At 68.3% G+C, this 17601-nt stretch carries 16 protein-coding genes and 1 pseudogene; 11 read left to right on the top strand and 6 right to left on the bottom strand.

The window, feature by feature from the left end; translation table 11 throughout:
* Nucleotides 1-344: 344 nt before the first annotated feature.
* The 5 genes from EV371_RS31320 to EV371_RS31300 all read left to right on the top strand — a co-directional run bounded on the left by EV371_RS31320 (nucleotide 345) and on the right by EV371_RS31300 (nucleotide 8239).
* Nucleotides 345-3836 (top strand): DEAD/DEAH box helicase family protein, encoded by a 3492-nt coding sequence (locus EV371_RS31320; RefSeq protein ID WP_130465232.1) that lies wholly within the window; start codon nucleotides 345-347, stop codon nucleotides 3834-3836.
* Nucleotides 3833-5329, top strand: a complete 1497-nt coding sequence (locus EV371_RS31315; RefSeq protein WP_130465231.1) for a restriction endonuclease subunit S — start codon at nucleotides 3833-3835, stop codon at nucleotides 5327-5329. The genes EV371_RS31320 and EV371_RS31315 overlap by 4 nt, the downstream gene beginning before the upstream one ends.
* Complete coding sequence (locus EV371_RS31310) at nucleotides 5326-6849, top strand: HsdM family class I SAM-dependent methyltransferase (RefSeq protein WP_130465230.1); 1524 nt, start codon at nucleotides 5326-5328, stop codon at nucleotides 6847-6849. Before EV371_RS31315 ends, EV371_RS31310 begins: the two co-directional genes overlap by 4 nt.
* 364 nt (nucleotides 6850-7213) lie before the next feature.
* Entirely contained in the window at nucleotides 7214-7489 is a 276-nt protein-coding gene (locus tag EV371_RS31305; protein ID WP_130465229.1) for a hypothetical protein, read from the top strand.
* A 222-nt stretch (nucleotides 7490-7711) separates the two neighbouring features.
* Nucleotides 7712-8239: a hypothetical protein gene (locus EV371_RS31300; RefSeq protein ID WP_349338812.1), complete on the top strand. Its 528-nt coding sequence runs from the start codon at nucleotides 7712-7714 to the stop codon at nucleotides 8237-8239.
* 485 nt (nucleotides 8240-8724) lie between these two features.
* Here the strand turns inward: EV371_RS31300 and EV371_RS31295 are convergent, their stop codons facing one another.
* The 3 genes from EV371_RS31295 to EV371_RS31285 form a co-directional block, all read right to left on the bottom strand.
* Nucleotides 8725-9129: a hypothetical protein gene (locus EV371_RS31295; RefSeq protein WP_130465228.1), complete on the bottom strand. Its 405-nt coding sequence runs from the start codon at nucleotides 9127-9129 to the stop codon at nucleotides 8725-8727.
* Nucleotides 9130-9394: 265 nt separating this feature from the next.
* Nucleotides 9395-9601, bottom strand: coding sequence for a hypothetical protein (locus EV371_RS31290; protein ID WP_130465227.1), 207 nt, complete (start codon nucleotides 9599-9601; stop codon nucleotides 9395-9397).
* Nucleotides 9602-9641: 40 nt separating this feature from the next.
* A complete protein-coding gene (locus EV371_RS31285) occupies nucleotides 9642-10742 on the bottom strand; it encodes a helix-turn-helix domain-containing protein (protein WP_130465226.1) in 1101 nt (366 codons plus the stop codon).
* A 125-nt stretch (nucleotides 10743-10867) separates the two neighbouring features.
* On the opposite strand from EV371_RS31285, the gene EV371_RS31280 reads away from it, so the two are divergent.
* The 3 genes from EV371_RS31280 to EV371_RS31270 all read left to right on the top strand — a co-directional run bounded on the left by EV371_RS31280 (nucleotide 10868) and on the right by EV371_RS31270 (nucleotide 12861).
* On the top strand, nucleotides 10868-12004 hold the full coding sequence (locus EV371_RS31280) for an NsdA family TPR-like regulatory protein (RefSeq protein WP_130465225.1): 1137 nt from the start codon (nucleotides 10868-10870) through the stop codon (nucleotides 12002-12004).
* Between the two features lie 313 nt (nucleotides 12005-12317).
* Nucleotides 12318-12614: a hypothetical protein gene (locus tag EV371_RS31275; RefSeq protein ID WP_130465224.1), complete on the top strand. Its 297-nt coding sequence runs from the start codon at nucleotides 12318-12320 to the stop codon at nucleotides 12612-12614.
* Entirely contained in the window at nucleotides 12604-12861 is a 258-nt protein-coding gene (locus EV371_RS31270; protein ID WP_130465223.1) for a hypothetical protein, read from the top strand. The genes EV371_RS31275 and EV371_RS31270 overlap by 11 nt, the downstream gene beginning before the upstream one ends.
* Here the strand turns inward: EV371_RS31270 and EV371_RS31265 are convergent.
* Together EV371_RS31265 and EV371_RS31260 are read right to left on the bottom strand one after the other, a co-directional pair.
* Nucleotides 12827-13501 carry a DNA alkylation repair protein gene (locus EV371_RS31265; RefSeq protein WP_130465222.1) on the bottom strand — a complete coding sequence of 225 codons (675 nt, stop codon included), beginning with the start codon at nucleotides 13499-13501 and terminating at the stop codon, nucleotides 12827-12829. The two genes, EV371_RS31270 and EV371_RS31265, sit on opposite strands and share 35 nt — an antisense overlap.
* 182 nt (nucleotides 13502-13683) lie before the next feature.
* Nucleotides 13684-14454 (bottom strand): hypothetical protein, encoded by a 771-nt coding sequence (locus tag EV371_RS31260; protein WP_130465221.1) that lies wholly within the window; start codon nucleotides 14452-14454, stop codon nucleotides 13684-13686.
* 404 nt (nucleotides 14455-14858) lie between these two features.
* Between EV371_RS31260 and EV371_RS31255 the strand changes: the two genes are divergently transcribed.
* The 3 genes and pseudogenes from EV371_RS31255 (at nucleotide 14859) to EV371_RS34835 (ending at nucleotide 16727) form a co-directional block, all read left to right on the top strand.
* On the top strand, nucleotides 14859-15653 hold the full coding sequence (locus tag EV371_RS31255; RefSeq protein ID WP_130465220.1) for a hypothetical protein: 795 nt from the start codon (nucleotides 14859-14861) through the stop codon (nucleotides 15651-15653).
* 213 nt (nucleotides 15654-15866) lie between these two features.
* Nucleotides 15867-15938: pseudogene (locus EV371_RS34840) on the top strand (DUF2510 domain-containing protein); the annotation flags it as partial.
* Nucleotides 15939-16232: 294 nt separating this feature from the next.
* Complete coding sequence (locus EV371_RS34835; RefSeq protein ID WP_486485007.1) at nucleotides 16233-16727, top strand: hypothetical protein; 495 nt, start codon at nucleotides 16233-16235, stop codon at nucleotides 16725-16727.
* 88 nt (nucleotides 16728-16815) lie between these two features.
* Here EV371_RS34835 and EV371_RS31245 read toward each other — a convergent pair whose 3' ends face one another.
* Complete coding sequence (locus EV371_RS31245; RefSeq protein WP_130465218.1) at nucleotides 16816-17586, bottom strand: hypothetical protein; 771 nt, start codon at nucleotides 17584-17586, stop codon at nucleotides 16816-16818.
* Between the last annotated feature and the right edge of the window lie 15 nt (nucleotides 17587-17601).

Raw genomic sequence — 17601 nt, 5'->3', positions numbered from 1 at the left:
CGCCCGAGTTCACCGTCGGCACGGCGGCCGACCGCTGGAGATGGCGTCCGTCGACTTGATCGACACCATTCCTCGCCCTGTCGAGCTAACTCCCGTCAGCCGTGCCTGATCGGTCGGGACCGTCCGGTGTCAGCTTTTCGACAGTGCTGCTCCGCCCCGACGGTCGCAGTGGAGAGTCGGTCGAGACACTGATCAACAAGTGTCTGAGCAGGTGCTTTTCATTCCTTCGGTAAGGAGTGGGCGGCCCGAGACGACTTAGATGTGGGTCGTTCGTGGGTCTTCGGCTCCGATCGACGGCCCTTATCCTGGCCTGTTCGCCGACGGCTACGGAGCGAGTGGGACTCATGGATCCTCGGTACACACGCAAACTGGCGGAGCAGTCCGCCAACTTCGGCTTCCTGGAGGCGCACCCACTGCTGCTCTGGTACGGCGCCAGTGCCGAATCACTGATCTATGTGGACGCCCAGGCGGCGATGTTCAAGACCCGCACCTTCGGCGACGTACTGGCCCGGGAACTGGTGCGGCGTACCGGGGCGCAGCCGGTGAGCGGGAGCTTCTATCACCAGGTGCAGGCGCTGAACGCCAGTGGGGCGCTGGTGCCGCACATCTTCGCCGCCTTCAACCGCCTCCGGAACGTCGGCAACAAGGCGGTGCACGATCACCTGGACGAGCTGCGCAGCGCCCTGGAACTGCTGCGTACCAGCTTCGACCTCGGCGTGTGGTTCCACCGCGCCCTGACCGGAGACCGTACCCCGATCGGTTTCGTGCCGCCGAGCCCGCCTCCGCAGCAGGTGCCGCAGTCCGTGGTGGATGGCCTGCACGCCGAGCTGCGCCGCTACCAGGAGGAACTCGCGCAGACGAAACTGCTGCTCGCCGGCAAGAAGTCCCTGGCGGTCGCGAAGGCGGACGCGGTCGCGGCGGCGGACCGGGCGGTGCGGGAGTCGGACGCGCGCCGGGAGACGACGGTCGACCTGGTGGCCACCCTCGAAGCTCAGGCCGAGTACGCGCAGCGCGAGTTCGACAGCCGCAAGCCGGTCAAGGTCTCGGCGGCCAAGCGGGAGGAGTTCATCTCCCGGGCCCGCCGGGCGTCCCGGGAGCCGCTCAACGAGTTGCAGACCCGGGCGGAGATCGACCGCCAGCTGTCGGCGGCCGGCTGGGTCGTCCAGCACGAGAACCAGCTCAACCTCTTCGCCGGGCCGGGCGTGGCCGTCCGCGAGGTCACCCTCGCCACCGGTCGGGCCGACTATCTGCTGTACGTCGACCAGAAGCTCGTCGGCGTCATCGAGGCGAAGCGGGAGGGCACCGCACCGCGGGGCGCGGAGGCACAGCTCGACCGCTACCGGGGCGGGTTGACCGCCGAGCAGCGGATGCGGGCATGGCGGCGGGACGAGCCGCTGCCCTTCGGCTACCTGGCCACCGGCACCGAGACGGCCTTCGTGAACGGGTTGGACCCGTCTCCGCGTACCCGGGAGGTTTTTGCCTTCCACCGGCCCGAGACGTTGGCGCGGTGGATGCGGGAGGCCGAGGACGACCCGGCGACGCCGACGCTGCGGGCCCGGCTGCGCCGGATGCCGGCGCTCGACGGCGACGGACTGCGGCCCGCCCAGCTCGACGCGATCCGGGCCTTGGAGCGGTCGCTGTCGGAGGACCGCGCCCGGTCGCTGATCCAGATGGCGACCGGCGCGGGCAAGACCTTCACCGCCGTGACCAGCAGCTTCCGGCTGTTCAAGCACGCGCGGGCCCATCGGGTACTGTTCCTGGTCGATCGCAACAACCTCGGCAAGCAGACCCTTCGGGAGTACGCGGCCTACCAGACGCCCGGGGACGGGCGGAAGTTCACCGAGCTGTACAACGTCGACCGGCTCTCCGGGGCGGGGATGCTCGGCTCGTCCAAGGTCGTCATCTCCACCATCCAACGCCTCTACGGGGCGCTGAGCGGGCGCGAGCTGCCCGACGTCGACTCCGACGACCAGGCGTACGACGACTACGACCTGGACGAGCCGGCCGAGGTCGGCTACAACCCGGAGATCCCGCCGGAGACGTTCGACCTGATCGTGGTGGACGAATGCCACCGCTCGATCTACGGCAAGTGGCGGGCGGTGCTCGAATACTTCGACGCGTTCATGGTCGGGCTGACCGCCACCCCGGTGAAGCAGACCATGGGCTTCTTCCAGCAGAACCTCGTCTCGGAATACACCTACGAGCAGGCGGTCGCCGACGGCGTCAACGTCGACTTCGACGTGTACCGGATCAAGACGCACATCACCGAGGCCGGCGAGCGGATCGACGCCGGCACGGTGGTGCCGATGCGGGACCGGCGGACCCGGGCCGAGCGCTACCAGGAACTGGAGGACGATTTCGCGTACGAGGGCGGCCAGGTCGGGCGGTCGGTCATCTCCCGGGGACAGCTCCGGCTGGTGCTGGAAACCTTCCGGGAGCGGCTCTTCACCGAGATCTTCCCCGGGCGGTCGAGGGTGCCGAAGACGCTGATCTTCGCGCGGGACGACAACCACGCCGAGGAGGTGGTGAAGATGGTCCGGGAGGTCTTCGCCAGGGGCAACGACTTCGCGCAGAAGATCACCTACGCCTCCCGGCGGGAGGGGAACAACCCCGACGACCTGATCCAGGCGTTCCGGAACAGCCCGGAGCTGAGGATCGCGGTCACCGTCGACATGATCGCCACCGGCACCGACGTACGGCCGCTGGAGTGTGTCTTCTTCCTCCGCCGGGTGCGCAGCGCCACGTACTTCGAGCAGATGAAGGGGCGGGGCGCCCGGACCATCGACCCCGCCGAGTTCCAGGCGGTCACCGAAGACGCCGAGGTGAAGGAGCGGTTCGTCATCGTCGACGCGGTCGGGGTGACGGATGCCGACCTGGACGAGGCCGTACCGCTGGAGCGGCACACCGAGCGGCAGGTCTCGCTGAGCCAACTGCTCGGCAAGGCCGGCCGGCTCAGCGCCACCCCGAACGAGGTCGCTACGCTCGCGTCCCGGCTGTCGCGGCTCAACCAGCAGCTCAGTGAGGACGAGAAGCGCGAACTGGACGAGCTGGCCGGCCAGCCGATGACCGAGATCGTGCGCGGCCTGGTCGACGCCGTGGCACCGGAACAGTTGAACTCGGCCCGCGAGGCCGGCCCGGAGGCGGTACGCGGACTGATGGCGACCGCGCTGCGCCCACTGGCCGCCAAGCCGGAGCTGCGAGAGCGGATCATGGAGATCCGGCGGGCGCACGACATCGTCATCGACGAGGGCAACGTCGACACGCTGCTGGAGGCTCGCGGCGTACCGGTGGAGGAGCGGGCCCAGGTGACCGTGCGAAGCTGGCACGACTACATCGAGCAGCACCGGGACGAGATCACCGCGTTGCAGCTTTTCTACGAGGGGGAGGGGCGGGTCGGCTTCGACCAGCTCAAGGAGTTGGCGGCCCGGATCGCCCGGCCCCCGCAGGCATGGACGCCGGACTCGCTCTGGCAGGCGTACGTGCTGCTGGGGAGGACGGCGGATGCGCCGGGGCACCGGGGTGTCACCGACCTGATCTCGTTGGTCAGGTATGAGTTGGGGATCGACCAGGAGTTGAAGCCGTACCGGTCGCTGGTCGAGGAGCGCTTCCGAGGGTGGCTGCACCAGCAGAAGCAGGGCGGGGCTACGTTCACAGCCGACCAGGTGTGGTGGCTGGAAAGGATCAAGGACGTGATAGCGGTCAGCGTGGAACTCACCCCCGACGACCTGGACGGCGCCCCCTTCACCGAACGCGGCGGCGTCGACGGCTTCGTCAACGCCTTCGGCACCCGCGCCGCCCCCCTGATCACCGAACTCAACCAGGAGCTGTCGGCGTGAACGATCTACCTTCTGGCTGGGTCTGGGCAACTCTGGACGAGCTGCAAGCCTCCGAGCCTCGCGCGATCACAGACGGTCCGTTCGGTTCGAATCTAACTTCGGCGCACTATACAGATGAAGGCGCACGAGTCATAAGGCTTCAGAATATCGGCGATGGTCAGTTTGTTAACGAGAGAGCGTATATAAGCCTTGATCACTACGAGAAGCTGCGCGTACATAACGTGCGCCAGGGTGATCTTCTTGTCGCATCTTTAGGGCAAGAGTTGCCGAGAGTGTGTTTGGCGCCGACGCTCGACGGGCCAGCGATAGTGAAAGCCGATTGTATTCGGGTCCGGTTGCATTCAGGAGTGGTGGCGAAGTGGGTTGTCTACGCCATGATGGCGCCGACGACTCGGCGATATGCTGCCAGCCGCATTCGCGGCGTCGGCAGGCCCCGCCTTGGGTTGGGCGAAATCCGTAAGGTTCCCATCCCGGTTCCGCCACTCGCCGAGCAGCGCCGCATCGTAGCCACTCTCGAAGATCACCTCTCGGTTGTTGATTCGGGGATTGCGCAGCTATCTGCGCTTACCGGACGCATAAACCGCTTTCGTGATCAGGTTATGCTCGCTGCAAGTACCGGTCAGCTCAGCCTGGGGCCCGATCGCGTAACAGCGTCCCGTCCCGCCCCAGCCGGCGTTGATGACGGTGAGCTGCCGCCTATTCCCGAAGCATGGAAATGGATGCGCCTGCGGGAGATCGCTGACGTTGTGGGCGGAGTTACGAAGGACAACAAACGGCAATCTGATCCGAGTTTCGTCGAGGTCCCGTATCTCCGGGTTGCGAACGTACAACGGGCCTATCTGGACCTTACCGAAGTAGCGCATATTCGGGTCTCGCCGCAGAAGGCTGAGCAGTTGCGGCTTCGGCAAGGGGACGTGCTCCTCAATGAGGGCGGCGATCGGGACAAGCTTGGGCGAGGGTGGATCTGGGAGAATCAGGTGCCCGGCTGCATCCACCAGAACCATGTATTCCGCGCCCGGATCTCCGGGGGTGTCCTTCATCCCAAACTGCTAGCGTGGCACGCGAACGGCTTCGGGCGACGATGGTTCGAGGTTAACGGGCTCCAGAGCGTTAACCTAGCCTCGATTAGCTTGCGCAAAATGAAAGAGTTCCCTGTCCCTGTCCCGCCGTTGGTCGAGCAGTCCTACCTGGTCGAGTTGGCAGAAAAATACCTGTCGTTGTTGGACGGGATGGAAAAGGCTATCGAGTCCGCCCGTCTCAAGGCTGACGGGCTACGCACTGCTCTACTGGCGACAGCATTCGCCGGGCGCCTCGTGCCGCAGGACCCGAACGACGAGCCTGCGTCGGAGTTGTTGGCGCGGATCAGGGCCGAGCGGGCGGCCGTACCACCTAAGCAGCGGGCGGCGCGCGGGCGCCGTACGCAGAAAGACAAGCCGGCGCCGCCGACCAGGGTGATCGGCCGCGACTACCAGCAGGGAGAGCTGCCGCTGTGAGCAATGTGGATCCGCGCCGGCTGGTGCAGAAGCTCTGGAACTACTGCGACGTGCTGCGCGACGACGGGGTGTCTACAATCGACTACGTCGAGCAGTTGACGTTCCTGCTGTTCCTGAAGATGGCCGACGAGCGGGCCAAGCGGGAGATCAAGCCGGAGCAGATCGTCCCGGACGAGCTGAGCTGGCAGACCCTGCTGGACACCGACGGCGACGACCTGGAGGTGCAGTACCGGAAGATCCTGACCGGGCTGGCGCACGAGCCCGGCACCCTCGGCACCATCTTCCGCAAGGCGCAGAACAAGATCCAGGATCCGGCGAAGCTGAAGCGGCTGATCGTGGACCTGATCGACAAGGAGAAGTGGTCGCAGGCGGGCGTCGACGTCAAGGGCGACGCCTACGAGGAACTGCTGGCCAAGGGTGCCGAGGACACCAAGTCCGGTGCCGGGCAGTACTTCACGCCGCGCGCCCTGACCGCTGCGATGGTCGACTGCATGTTGCCGACCCCGGACGACACGATCACCGACCCGGCCTGCGGCACCGGCGGCTTCCTGCTCGCCGCGTACGAGCACATCCAGCGCCACCACGGCGCCGCGCTCACGCCCGACCAGCGGCGCCGGCTCGCCCACGGCGCGATCCACGGCACCGAGCTGGTCGACGGCACCGCTCGGCTGGCCGCGATGAACATGCTGCTGCACGGCATCGGCACCCCCAACGGGCCGTCGCTGATCGAGGTGCGGGACGCCCTCGGCAAGAAGCCGGAGCGGCGGGCCAGCCTGGTGCTGGCCAACCCGCCGTTCGGGCGCAGCTCCTCGATCCGGATGGTCGGCGAGGACGGCCGGGCGACCCGCGAGGAACGGGAGATCGAACGCGACGACTTCTGGGCGACCACCGCCAACAAGCAACTCAACTTCGTCCAACACATCGCCTCGCTGCTGGAGATCGACGGCCGGGCCGCCGTCGTGCTGCCGGACAACGTGCTCTTCGAGGGTGGCGCGGGCGAGGTGATCCGCCGCCGGCTGCTCAAGCAGTACGACCTGCACACCCTGCTCCGGCTCCCCACCGGGATCTTCTATGCCGGCGGGGTCAAGGCCAATGTGCTCTTCTTCGAGCGCAAGCGCGCCCGCGAGGAGCCGTGGACGACCAAGCTCTGGGTGTACGACTTCCGGACCAACCAGCACTTCACGCTGAAGCAGAACCCGCTGCGCCGGGAACACCTCCAGGACTTCGTCGACTGCTACCTACCCGGCAAGGACCGCGCCGAGCGGGTCGCGAACGAGCGGTTCCGGGCCTTCGACTACGACGAACTGCTCGCCCGGGACAAGGTCAACCTCGACATCACCTGGCTCAAGGACGCCTCGCTGGAGGACGCCGACGCACTGCTGCCGCCCGAGGTGATCGCCCAGGAGATCGTGGAGGACCTGGAGGCGGCTCTGCGCGAGTTCACTGCCATCGCCGAGGCGTTGTCGTCGCGTACGACGACGACCACAGTCGACGAGCCTGCGCAGGAGGGCTCGGCATAGGCGCGGGTGCCGGAGGACGCCGGGCGGCAGGACACCCGATGCGAATATGCGTCAAGGCCCGAGACTTCCCGACGCTACGGCGAGCCGTACGGCTCTTACGGGAGGTGCAGCCCGAAGCTGGTTATACTGCGCAACCGCCCGGGTCGCGGAAGATCCGGCGGCAGAGCGGTCCGCCGTGCTCGGCGCCGCCCGCCACGCAGAGTTTCCGGCTGAAGTTTTCGCCGAACGAGCTTGTCGAGAGTACGGGTTCGATGAACGGGGGATGCGGCGGCACAGCTGCGAGGTAGGAATCGCTGTCTATGACCCGGTGACCGCGCCGGAGAGGAGTCAGATGCAGATGTGGCGTCTCCTGGCAGGTGCCGCGATGAGCGTGGCCGTGGGTCTCGTCGGCGTCGCCTTGGCTACCAACTTCCGTGGCGTGACAGAGTGGCACGTGCGGCAGTCGATGGCGACCGCGAGCGTGTTGCGTCGGGTGCCACCGTGGCGCTGGTCATTAGGTGTCCCGTACGAGAAGCGTCTAGCGCGTTTCATCCTGCTGGAACGGCTGATTGGCGGGGTCCTCGCTGCGGTCGGCGTCGTGACCCTTGTTGGTGTCGGTTATGGCATCCTAGCCGGTCAGCCGGTGCGGATGGTGAAGTAGGCAGCTCGACCCGACTGCCGCTAGGTTGTCGAACAGCGCAGCTAACGCTTCAGATCCGCGATCCTGGAAGTCGTCCGGTAACGGCTCTAGCTCCGGCGGCGCGCACGGACGGCGGCATGTGGCGTGGACCTGATCAAGCGCTCCGGCAGCGAGGCAGCGTACATCGGTGGTATGTGCGGAAACTGGCTAGCGTGTGGAACGCGGGCTCGGCGAAGCTGGGGTGTGATCGTCATCCAGCGGGTTCGTGTGCGGTGGACGGCTGCGGCACGCGGTGCGCCGGCCGCGAATGCCCGTCGCGGCCTCGACCAGGCGATGGCCCTGCCCCGGCCAATGCCGGAGACCGACGTGGTCATCCACGAGGTCCTGGCTGACGAGGCGGTCAACTACGAACGCTATGACCTGGTACTGGCCGGAGGTGTTGAGCAGGCTCGCAATGTCGGTCTTTGGCTGGGCCGTGACGAGGCGTCGGTGACCGTCGATCGGCTACCCGGTTCGGCGGCCTATCCGCGCCCGTTTGCGTCAACTCGCCTGTTCGCGCTGACTCCAGGGCAGGTTGGCCGCTACCGGGCCAACTTCCGGTTCACCGGCTGCGCCTGCGACCCGAGCTGGTACTACGAGGATTGGCTGGTGCACGTCAGCCACGGCCAGGTGACCCACGACCGCTTCGTGCGCGGCCAGCCGAACCGCGATGCCGACCACCGCGTACACCTCTACGGCGGCACCGGGCGCCGCTCAGGCCCCCATCCCTGAGCTGAGGCATCCGGCGATTCGCATTCACCGGGTGGACGAGACGCCCGGTCCGGCGGCAGCCGCCTACACGCGGCGCCGACCGTACTGGGCCCACACGCACGATCGGCGGCATGTAGCGAGTTGCCGCACTCGCCGATCGCCCGGATGCTGTTGCGGGCCTTGTTGAGCTGCTGATACAGCTTGGTGAAGTGTCAACGGTCTTAGGTTTTCTGAACCTACGGTGATCGTATTGGACCGCCTTTCGTGGCCCAGATCTCCCAGCGCGCGCAGGTCATCGCCGGCCTGGACGAGGCTGGGCAGGATCTCGGCGTGGCACGCAGCGCGGTGGTGTCGTGCTCGCGGCCGGGGTTGACGCAGAACCCCAGTATGAGGGACACCCTCATACTGGGGTTCTGCGTCTTCTCGTTGCATCACAACGGATCCGGCGTGTCGCCGCACCCACCGACGGTCGACCATACAGCGCAACCCATCGTTACGCGGAATGGCTAGCAGCGGGACACGTTCTGAACGTGGTAGTTGTAGCCTTCACGGAGATGGATTTGATGTCCTGTCGTGGAGCAGCCGTAGTACGACACGGCCCCCGTCCCGACATTCCATATCTGACCCCGATACCCGGGACCGATGTATACGCCCCTGGTCTCGTTCCACCCGAACGCATAGTCGGAGAACATCACCCTCGGCAGGACGGCGTCGTACTTTCCCCGGTCGTAGTCGCCGTCCCAGTAACGCATCACTCCGATGCCGATAGTCGTGGCGTTGAAGACCCAGTTAGGGGCATCGAGCGTTTCGGCGGGCTTGGATGCCGAAGCCGCACCGGGGGCCAGGGCGCCGAGGCAGACCGTGGCGACTACGCAGATCGCACGCAGCAGGGTAATTCTTCGTTTGTGCATCGTGATCCTCCCGTTGATTCCGCCGGGTTGTCAGGGGCGCGGACGCCACCTGCACTGTTGGCAGCCTCGCAGAAATCCGGGGCAGGCTCATACGTCGCGGAGCGGCTTTGCCCCTACGCGGATTGCGGTACGTAGGTCTCCAAGGCTGCCCCAGCCTGTAGTCCCAGATGGCGAGCACGCCGGGGCATCAGCACCGCGTCGACCGCCTCTCGAATGCCTTGGCTGAGTGAGCCACTCTCGGCAGGCGGCTGATTGCTGAGCGCTGTCATGTGGTGCGGGTGTGATCGATGTGGAGGATGACCAACGTCGCGGCCAGCCAGTCCACCTCGCAGGCGGCGACCAGTTCTGGACGAGTCCGCGCTCCGGATCGTAGTTCCTCTATGACCACCTGCGTCGTCCAGCAGTCCGCCTTCAAGAGCAGGTCTTGGAGGACGTCCAGCCGATCAGCGAGGGTGAAGTGCGCCAGAAGCATGGTATCGAGTACAAGAATCGACCTCGGCGACATGCCAGGCTCACGGTGCAGGCTCCGGATCGTACTCCTCCGGAAGGTCGGCATCAGTGATCTGGCCATACATCAACTCGACCGCCCTTGTGCGGCTGATTCGACTGGCCCGCCACGCCTCGATAACCGCTTGTGCGTAGCTCGGCGGTACACGCACTGCGGCAAGATCGGGCTGCGGCGCCCAGCCTAAAGCCTCCATGAACTCCGCCCGGGTAGGCCGAGGGGCGCTCAAAGCGCGACGCGTCGCGGCATCGATAACCCCGGCCTGCTCAGCCTGCCGCAGAGCCAGCACCCAGGACGTGCGGTACAGGGCAGCGTTCTTGATAACCCGAGCCCGGATTGCGTTCCCAGCGCCTTGCTCTCTGGCCATCACACTGGCCGGCAGCAGCAGTTCCGCAGCAAATGCGTCGATCACCGCTTCTCGATCCGCGCGGGACGTGCTGACTCCCAGATCGCTGGAGTACTCGTCTCCAACTATCAGGTGCCCAAGTTCGTGCGCTGCAGTCGCTCGTCGGCGGCCGGGATCGCCCTGTGTGCTTACCACGGCAACGGCCAACTCTCCCTCGACGAGGGACGCGCCGTCGCCAGGCAAGTCAGTAACAAGCACCCACTGACCTGCACGCTCGCAGAGATCCATAATGCTGTCAATTGGCTCATCACCGAAGCCGGTCTGCTCCCGCAACCACTGAGCCGCCCGCCTGGCATCAGCTTCGGATGAGACTCTGCCGGGGTATCGGATCAGCGGAGGGGCCTGCAGAACGCCGATCGTTATGAGCTGCTGCACGTTGCGCAGCCACTCCACCAAAGCGATCTCCAGACGTTCGGCCGAGCGCGCTGCCTCGGTGTCCGTCTCTTTGCTCAGCATCGCTGTCCGTCGAGACAACACCGCTGGCCGTGGCTCGATCAGGTACTCCATCGAGACGCCGAGCGCGCGGGACAATCGCGATAGTTCGACCCCGTCAAGGCGCCTACTACCGGCCTCGACCTTTGCCAACATAGTTCGGTCGAGCCCGACACCGTCCGCAAGATCCTGCTGCGACATGCCTGCCGACAGTCGTGCCTGCCGCAGGTGCTCGCCGACACGACGCCAGTCCTGCTGCTCGCCAGCCATAGTGCGATAATCGCACGTCGGCGGACGAGATGGTTCGCACCCAGCAACTGGCCGGTGTACCGTCCGAAGTGGCGGCCAGGGTAGGGCCTGGATCGCCGCCACCCCAGCCCCATCTGGGAGGCCCGATGCCGCGCCCCGTTGCCGTGGACCCGCGATTCGGCGTCGAACTGCGCCGCCTCCGCCAGGAAGCTGGCCTGAGCATTCGCGAGCTGGCCGGCCCGGCACTCACCTCCCGCAGCCAGATTCACGACCTGGAGACCGGGCGCCGCCGGCCCACCGTCGAAACCGCTGCCGCGCTCGACCAGGCGCTCGACGCGCGCGGTCGACTAGCCGGGATGGTCCGGCCCGCCGGCCCACCCCCAGGGGATGCGGATCGGTTGGATTACGTGGCCGCCGCCCCCCGCCGCGTCGACGCGGCCGCCATAGACGCGCTCACTGACCTACTCGCCGCCCAGCGCCGACTGGAGGACGCCGTCGGCGCCGTTGCGGTACTTGGGCCGGTCCGGGCCCAGCTCGACCTGGTGACCGCGCTGGTCGGCGAGGCCCGGTGCGCCCTACGCCCCCGGCTGGTCGACCTGGCGAGCCAGTGGGCGCAGTTCGCCGGGTGGCTGTTCATCGCCGATGGTGCTGGCCAGCCGGCGGCCCGGTGGCTTGCTCGGGGCCTGGAGCTGGCGACCGAGGCCGATAACCCTGCGATGGTCGCGACCGTGCTGTCCTTCCGTGCCCACCTCGCCGAGGGGCAGGGCCAGATCGGCGAGATGATCGGCCTGTCACGGACTGCCGGCCGCAACCCGACCGTCTATCCGGGACTGCGGGCGTACTGTGCTGGCCAGACCGCGCGCGGCCTGGCGATGGCCGGTGTCGACGCGGCCGAGGTGCTCCCGCTGCTGGCCCGACTGCGGGACCTGGCGGCCGAGCAGTCGTCGGAAGATCTGCCGCCATCGGGCTACTGGTATACCGAGAGCTTCTTCCGGATCCAGGAGGGGATCACTCTGCGGCACCTCGCCGAGACTGACCGTCGACACGCAGACCGGGCTGCCGAACTGCTGACCGCCGGGGTCGCCGCCACTCCGGTCGAGTCGCGAGGGTCCGACTGGCACGGTCGCCAGGTCGTGCAGCTGGCTCGGGCGTTGGCGCTGGCCGGTGACGGGCCGGCTGCCGGGGATGCGCTGGATCGCGCTCGGGCGATTGCCCTCTCGACGGGGTCGCGTCCGCTGGCGGCGCAGGTTGCTGACGCTGTCCGCAGCCTGTCCGCAGGCTGACGCGCGGACGCGGACACGCTGGATCTCGCCAGGCAGGCGTCCCACTCTGATCTGAGGAACGCCGTCCGGGTCATGTGGCTCCGAGGCCCGGCCGGTGTCCTGGCCGGTCCGGGGCGCCGTCCCCCTGGACGCACCGGGCCGGCCCCGTTGATCCGCCCGCCGAGCGGCGTTCCGTGACCTGTGTTTCGGGGCGTCGTGGCGCACCTGGAGGTGATGACGTGCTGCTGACCGTACGACGCTGGATCCGGCGCCGCCGGGTCCGGGACTACCGCTGGGACGGCCGACGCTGGCTGCGGGTAGCGGGGCCGAACCGGTGACCCGGCCGCCGCATATCCCGCCGCCGGCGATCCCGGAGGTGCCGGTCGACACCCGAATACGGTTCGAGCCCGGTGAGTGGTCGCACTACCACCGGGGCGCCGACGTCGACGGGTACGTCGACATCCGGATCGTCCGGGTCGACAGGGGCATCACCCGCTCCGACGGCGGTCACCTCTGGGTGTGGGTACGCGGTCATGATCCGCTGTCCTGTCATTGGGAGAGTGTCGCGCCGCACGTGCCGTGCATGGAGTTGATGGCCCGGGTGGATGTCCTGGCCAGGTATGCCCGATGAGCCCCGGCCGGGGGACCTGTTGCGGATCGACGGTCGGGCGTCGGTGCAGTTCTCCGGGGACCGGGCGCTGGTGTTCCGGGTGGTGTCGGTGGACCCGAAACCGACGTACCACGGCTGGGTCTGGCTCTCCGGCTATGTGCTCGACGGGCGCGGCGAGGCGGTCGGCAAGCGCGAGGTGTACGTCCAACTCGCCGGGCTCCGGCGCCATACTGCTACCCGGCGTGCTGTCGGCGCACCATCTCGCTGATCCAGACGGGCGCGAACGGAGACGTGCAGCCCGGGGGAGTCGGATAGTCCTTGAGTACGCCCAGGCGCTCGCCGATGTCGATCGCGCGGGCGCGGTGCTCGGCGTGGTCGATGCCGATCTGCGCCAGGCAGTGGTTCATCGCCCACTGCAACCGGGGCGGGGCGTCCTTCATCTCCGCCTCGACGGTGTCGAGCAGTCCGGCGAGGTCCAGGCCCTCGGGCTTCTTGGCCACCCGTTCGATGGTCAGCGCCCAGCCGGCGCTCGCGACCACCGGATCCGGGTCGGCGAACCAGGCCCGGCGTAGCTCCTCGGCGTGCTGATTCTTCTTCACCACGTAGTTCACGAGCCAGTCGTGCACCTTGGGCGTGCGGGCGTCGCGCAACATCGCGTCCAACTCGTCCCGCGTGAACGCCTTCGGGCGGCAGATCAGGGTTGCCAGCAGTCTCGCCGCGGAATCACCCGTCTCCCAGAGCTGGCCGGCCAGTTCCTGCTGCGTCTTCAGCCGCTTCGCGATCGCGCGTAGCTTGCCGAGGTTCACGCCGTGATCATCGCCGTGCTTCTCGTTCACCTCGCGGATCTTCGGGTCCTCCAGCTCGGCCAGCTCGGCCAGCACCGTCTCGGTCAGCGTCGTCCCGGCCATCCCAGCCTCCTGCCTGTCCAGCGTGTCCGGGATGCAGCCTACGACGGAAGTCCCGTGCTGGTCGGCTCGATGATCCTGGACGACACCGAGGCCTTGAAAGCCTCGTCGACGTCCCACGTCCCACGTCCCACGTTCCCGGACCCGGGGGCGAGCTCCGCCCCGCCCGCCCCCGGGCGCACCCGCTACGGCAACTGGCTTAGGGACTCGATCGCCACCGCGCGGCTGGTGTTCGCGTACGACGCCGCCTCGACGGCCGCCGGGACGATCGGACCCAACTGCCAGTCACCGAGCCAGTACTGCTCCAACTGGGTCGCGGTGTGGATGCCGTAGACCTCGCAGGTGTAGGCCCGGATGACCGGAATGGCGTTCGGTTCCGGGTTGTAGTACTCGCAGGTCGGGGCGAGCTTGTCCACGATTTTCTGCAGCGCGGCCCGGTACTGGTTACGCAGGTTCGTCGTGCCGAAGCCGGCCCGGGCCCGGGCCACCATCGCGATCGGGAAGAGCGTGACGACCGCGTACCCGACGTCGTCGATCGCCGCCTTGCCGGAGACCGCGTCCAGATAGCTGCTGGCCCGTACCGCGTCGTGGGTGACGTCCTGGGCCCAGTCCTCCAACGTCTCCTCGGCGAAGTTGTTGATGTCCTCGAACTCGATGATGGCGGCGGTGGCGTCGTCGCGGATGTCGGCCACCGCGATCGCATCGATGTGGGCGATAACCGCCGACTCGGCCTCGTTGAGCGCGTTGATGACGTCCTGGGTCATCGCCGCCAGGTCCGCAGGCGACACGTTTCCGTCCCCGACCCGGCCGAGCAGGTTGAGGGCGAGGTCGAGCATGTCGACCAGCGAGTTGTTGGTGTCGTCGGGGTCGGCGTGTGCCGGCTGGGTCGCCCCGGGCAGCATGACGGCGAGCGCGAGCGCTGTCGCGGCGAACCCCCGCAGTAGTTTGCCTTTCATCGATAGTCTCCTCTCTCCTCTGGTGCGGTGAGAGTCTCGGACCCGACTGGACCCGTACTGGAGACTCACTGGACCGGCCCGGCCGGGGCGGGCGGCGGCGGGCGGCGGACCTGGTCGCGACACCCCTCGGGGGCGGTGCCGGCCGGGACGTGCCGAGGTGGCGTGCGGTCCAGTCCGGGTCCAGTCCCCGTCCAGCGGCCGTCACTAGCGTGCGCGTGACGCCGTCCTGGCGTCGATCAGCATCGATGTCGATGTCCGCCTTCCCGCCCTCGTGCCGGAGCGCACCGCGTCCGGTGAGGACCGGGCGGGCGTGCGTCGGCCGGGCCCTCGAAGGCGGAATGGAGCGTGGCGGAGTGGAGCGAGGCGGTATGAAGCGAGGCGGTATCAAGCGGAGACTGCTGAAAATGACCACGGCGGCGGTGGTGGCGACCGCCGTGGTGGTGCCGGGCGCGGCCAGACCGGCCCAGGCGGTGGATCCGGGCACGATCGTCGCGGTGGCCCAGTTCGCCCTACAGGCGTACGGCTATTTCAGCAGCTCGGAGAAGGGCGGGATGACGATCGAGGAGGCGACGAGCCGGATCATCGTCCAGATCAACAGCACCCGGAACACCATCATCGCCCACCTGGACGGACTGGCGACCGCCGAGGCGCGGGCCTGCGCCGAGCACCACCTGCTGGAGTTCGCCGACATCGAGGAGTTCTCGCTCAGCCTCAAGCAGCGCTGGGCGCAGGACGTCACCTCCTGCGTCACGCTGATCAACAGCCTCTGGAGCTCGGTGGCCACCCTCAGCGCCAAGAACCAGCTCGGCATCGCGCTCGGCACCGTCGGCCCGATCGCACTGGTGGCCCGGGCGCAGGCCCGGTTCAGCACCACCGAGCTGAAGACCCTGCTGATCGGCGCCTTCGAGCGGGTCCAGCAGCGGTTCACCCCGTACTGTCAGGCGACGCCGAACGTGTCGGAGGAGTACTGGCAGATGAACCCCGACCCGTCCTGGGTCTACGCCTGGTACTCCTGCAAGCCCGCTCCCGAGCCGCCGCACTGGTGGGAGAACGTGGGCGACTACAGCGTCTACGAGGTGGGGCTCTGGCACTGGGGTTCCCCGGTGAACTACCCCAACTGGCAGGCCGTCATCGACGGGTCGAAGCGGCTGTCGGCGGCCTCGGTGGCCGAGGCGGCGCTGAGCCAGCTCCGGGCGTAACCGGCATGCCGCGGCGCGGTCACCGCCCAGCGGCGGTGACCGCGCTCGGCTCACGGTTCGAGGACATGCCACTCTTCTTCGAGCAGGGCGCCGCCGGCCGGCCGGCGCGTCGGCAGAACCCGACCCGGCCGGCCCGTCCCTTGGTGCACGTCGCCGGTACTAGTCTTGGTTGTTCGGCGGCACTTAATTGTTCGGCGGCTCGGGGAGGACGGCATGCGACCGGGGTGGTATCCCGATCCCTCCGGCCGTTACCCGTTGCGCTGGTTCGACGGGACACTGTGGACGCCGCAGGCTCTCGACGGGTGGCAGCGTCCGGTCGTCGACCCGCTGCCCGCCGTGGGCGAGGCGGCCACTCTCCCGCCAGGCTCGACGCCGACACCGCCGGGCGCGTCCAGCACGCCGACACCGCTTGGCGCGTCCAGCACGCCGGCATCGTCGCCCGCGTCCAGTGCGGCGCCGGCATCGCCGGACGCTGGGCCCGCATCGGTCGATGCGGCGCCGCCGGTGCTGCCCGTCGTGGCTGTGCCGGCGGGAGCCGGTAACAGCGGACCGCCTGCGACGGGTACGCCGCCCGGGACGGTGCCCCCGGTCGACCAGGGGCGGTGGCTGTTCTGGCTGACCTGGCGCATGCTGCTGCTCGTCGTCGCTCTCGGCCTGCTGTTCATCGGCTTCGTCGTGTTGCCCTGGGGGCACATCCTCCGCCTCGGTATGCCGCCGATAACCGTCCACTACGTCGACTTCGTGGACTGGGTCGACGCGACCAACGTGCAGGCGAGCGGATGGCAGCGCGCGTACGCACAGGGAGTGGGGCTGCTGCACGCGTTCGTCGCGTTCGTCGCCACCGCCACGACGATCGCGGTGAGCCGGCCCGGCAGGCACGCACCCTGGGCCGGCCTCCTCCAGGTGCTGCTCTTCGCGTCGTTGATCGCCGTGCACTTCGGCACGCCGCACGCCGACATCGAAGACGTACACCCCGGGGGTGCCGGGCTGGCGGTCTTCGCCGGGATCTTCGCACTCTTCCTCGCCTGCCCCGGATTCGAGACCAAGCCCAAGCCGGCATCCCCGGCCCGCTAGCCGGGCCCGGGGCGCCCAGCGGCGGTGGCGGACGGGTCGCCCATCGTCCCATCCTCGGCCGGGGCGTCACCCGGCCGCGTTCCTCCGGCTATCCGGGGGTCAGGCACCAGTAGCCGTACGGGTTGCGGTAGAGGTCGTCCGGGTCGTAGCGGGCGCAGCCGCGGCTGCCGAGCACCCAGTGCGGGGCGTCGGCGGCGAGCGCGAACGTCTCACCGTCGCGGATCTGCCCGGCCCGCGGCTCGGTGAGCAGGTAGCGGGCCAGGGCGTCGAGGACGCGTACCTGCGCGTCGACCTCGGCCGGCCCGGTCGGCGGCCCGGCGCGCAGCTCGACGTCCGGGGCGCCGAGCAGGTGCATCCCGCAGCTGTACACCGCGACGCCGTCGGTGATCGGTCGCTTGACCCACGCCCGGTGCAGCACCACGGCCAGGGTCGGGTCGTCGGTCGTGGCGGCGGCCCGGTCGGCGAGGTCGAGCCAGCGGTCCCGGCCGTGTGCCAGGCCGCTGCTCTCGTTGCGTACCGCGGTGGCGCCGGCCCGGAGCAGCGCGGCGGTCAACGCCAGCATCCGCCGCGACACCTCGATCGCGGTCTGCCGGGTCGCTGGCGGCGACAGCAGGTACGCCACCGTGTCGTGTTCCCTGACCGCCCGCCGGTCGGCGTCGGTGAAACTCGGACTGCCCAGCGAGGACCGGAACGAGGCGACCATCCGTGAGTCGGGCTCCGGACGGGAGTACTCGGTGTCGAGGATGCAGTCCGGGCCGCCGATTTCGGCCGCGAGCCTGGCCACGACGTCGAGGTCGAGCCCTGCGCCGAGCACACAGAGCACGTGCTGCGGCGGCACGGATCCGGCCTCGTCGATCATGACCGGCACGCTACC

The organism is Plantactinospora sp. CNZ321, assembly GCF_004217235.1.
The sequence above is the reverse complement of the archived record's forward strand: the minus strand, read 5'-3'. Positions and strand labels throughout refer to the sequence as shown.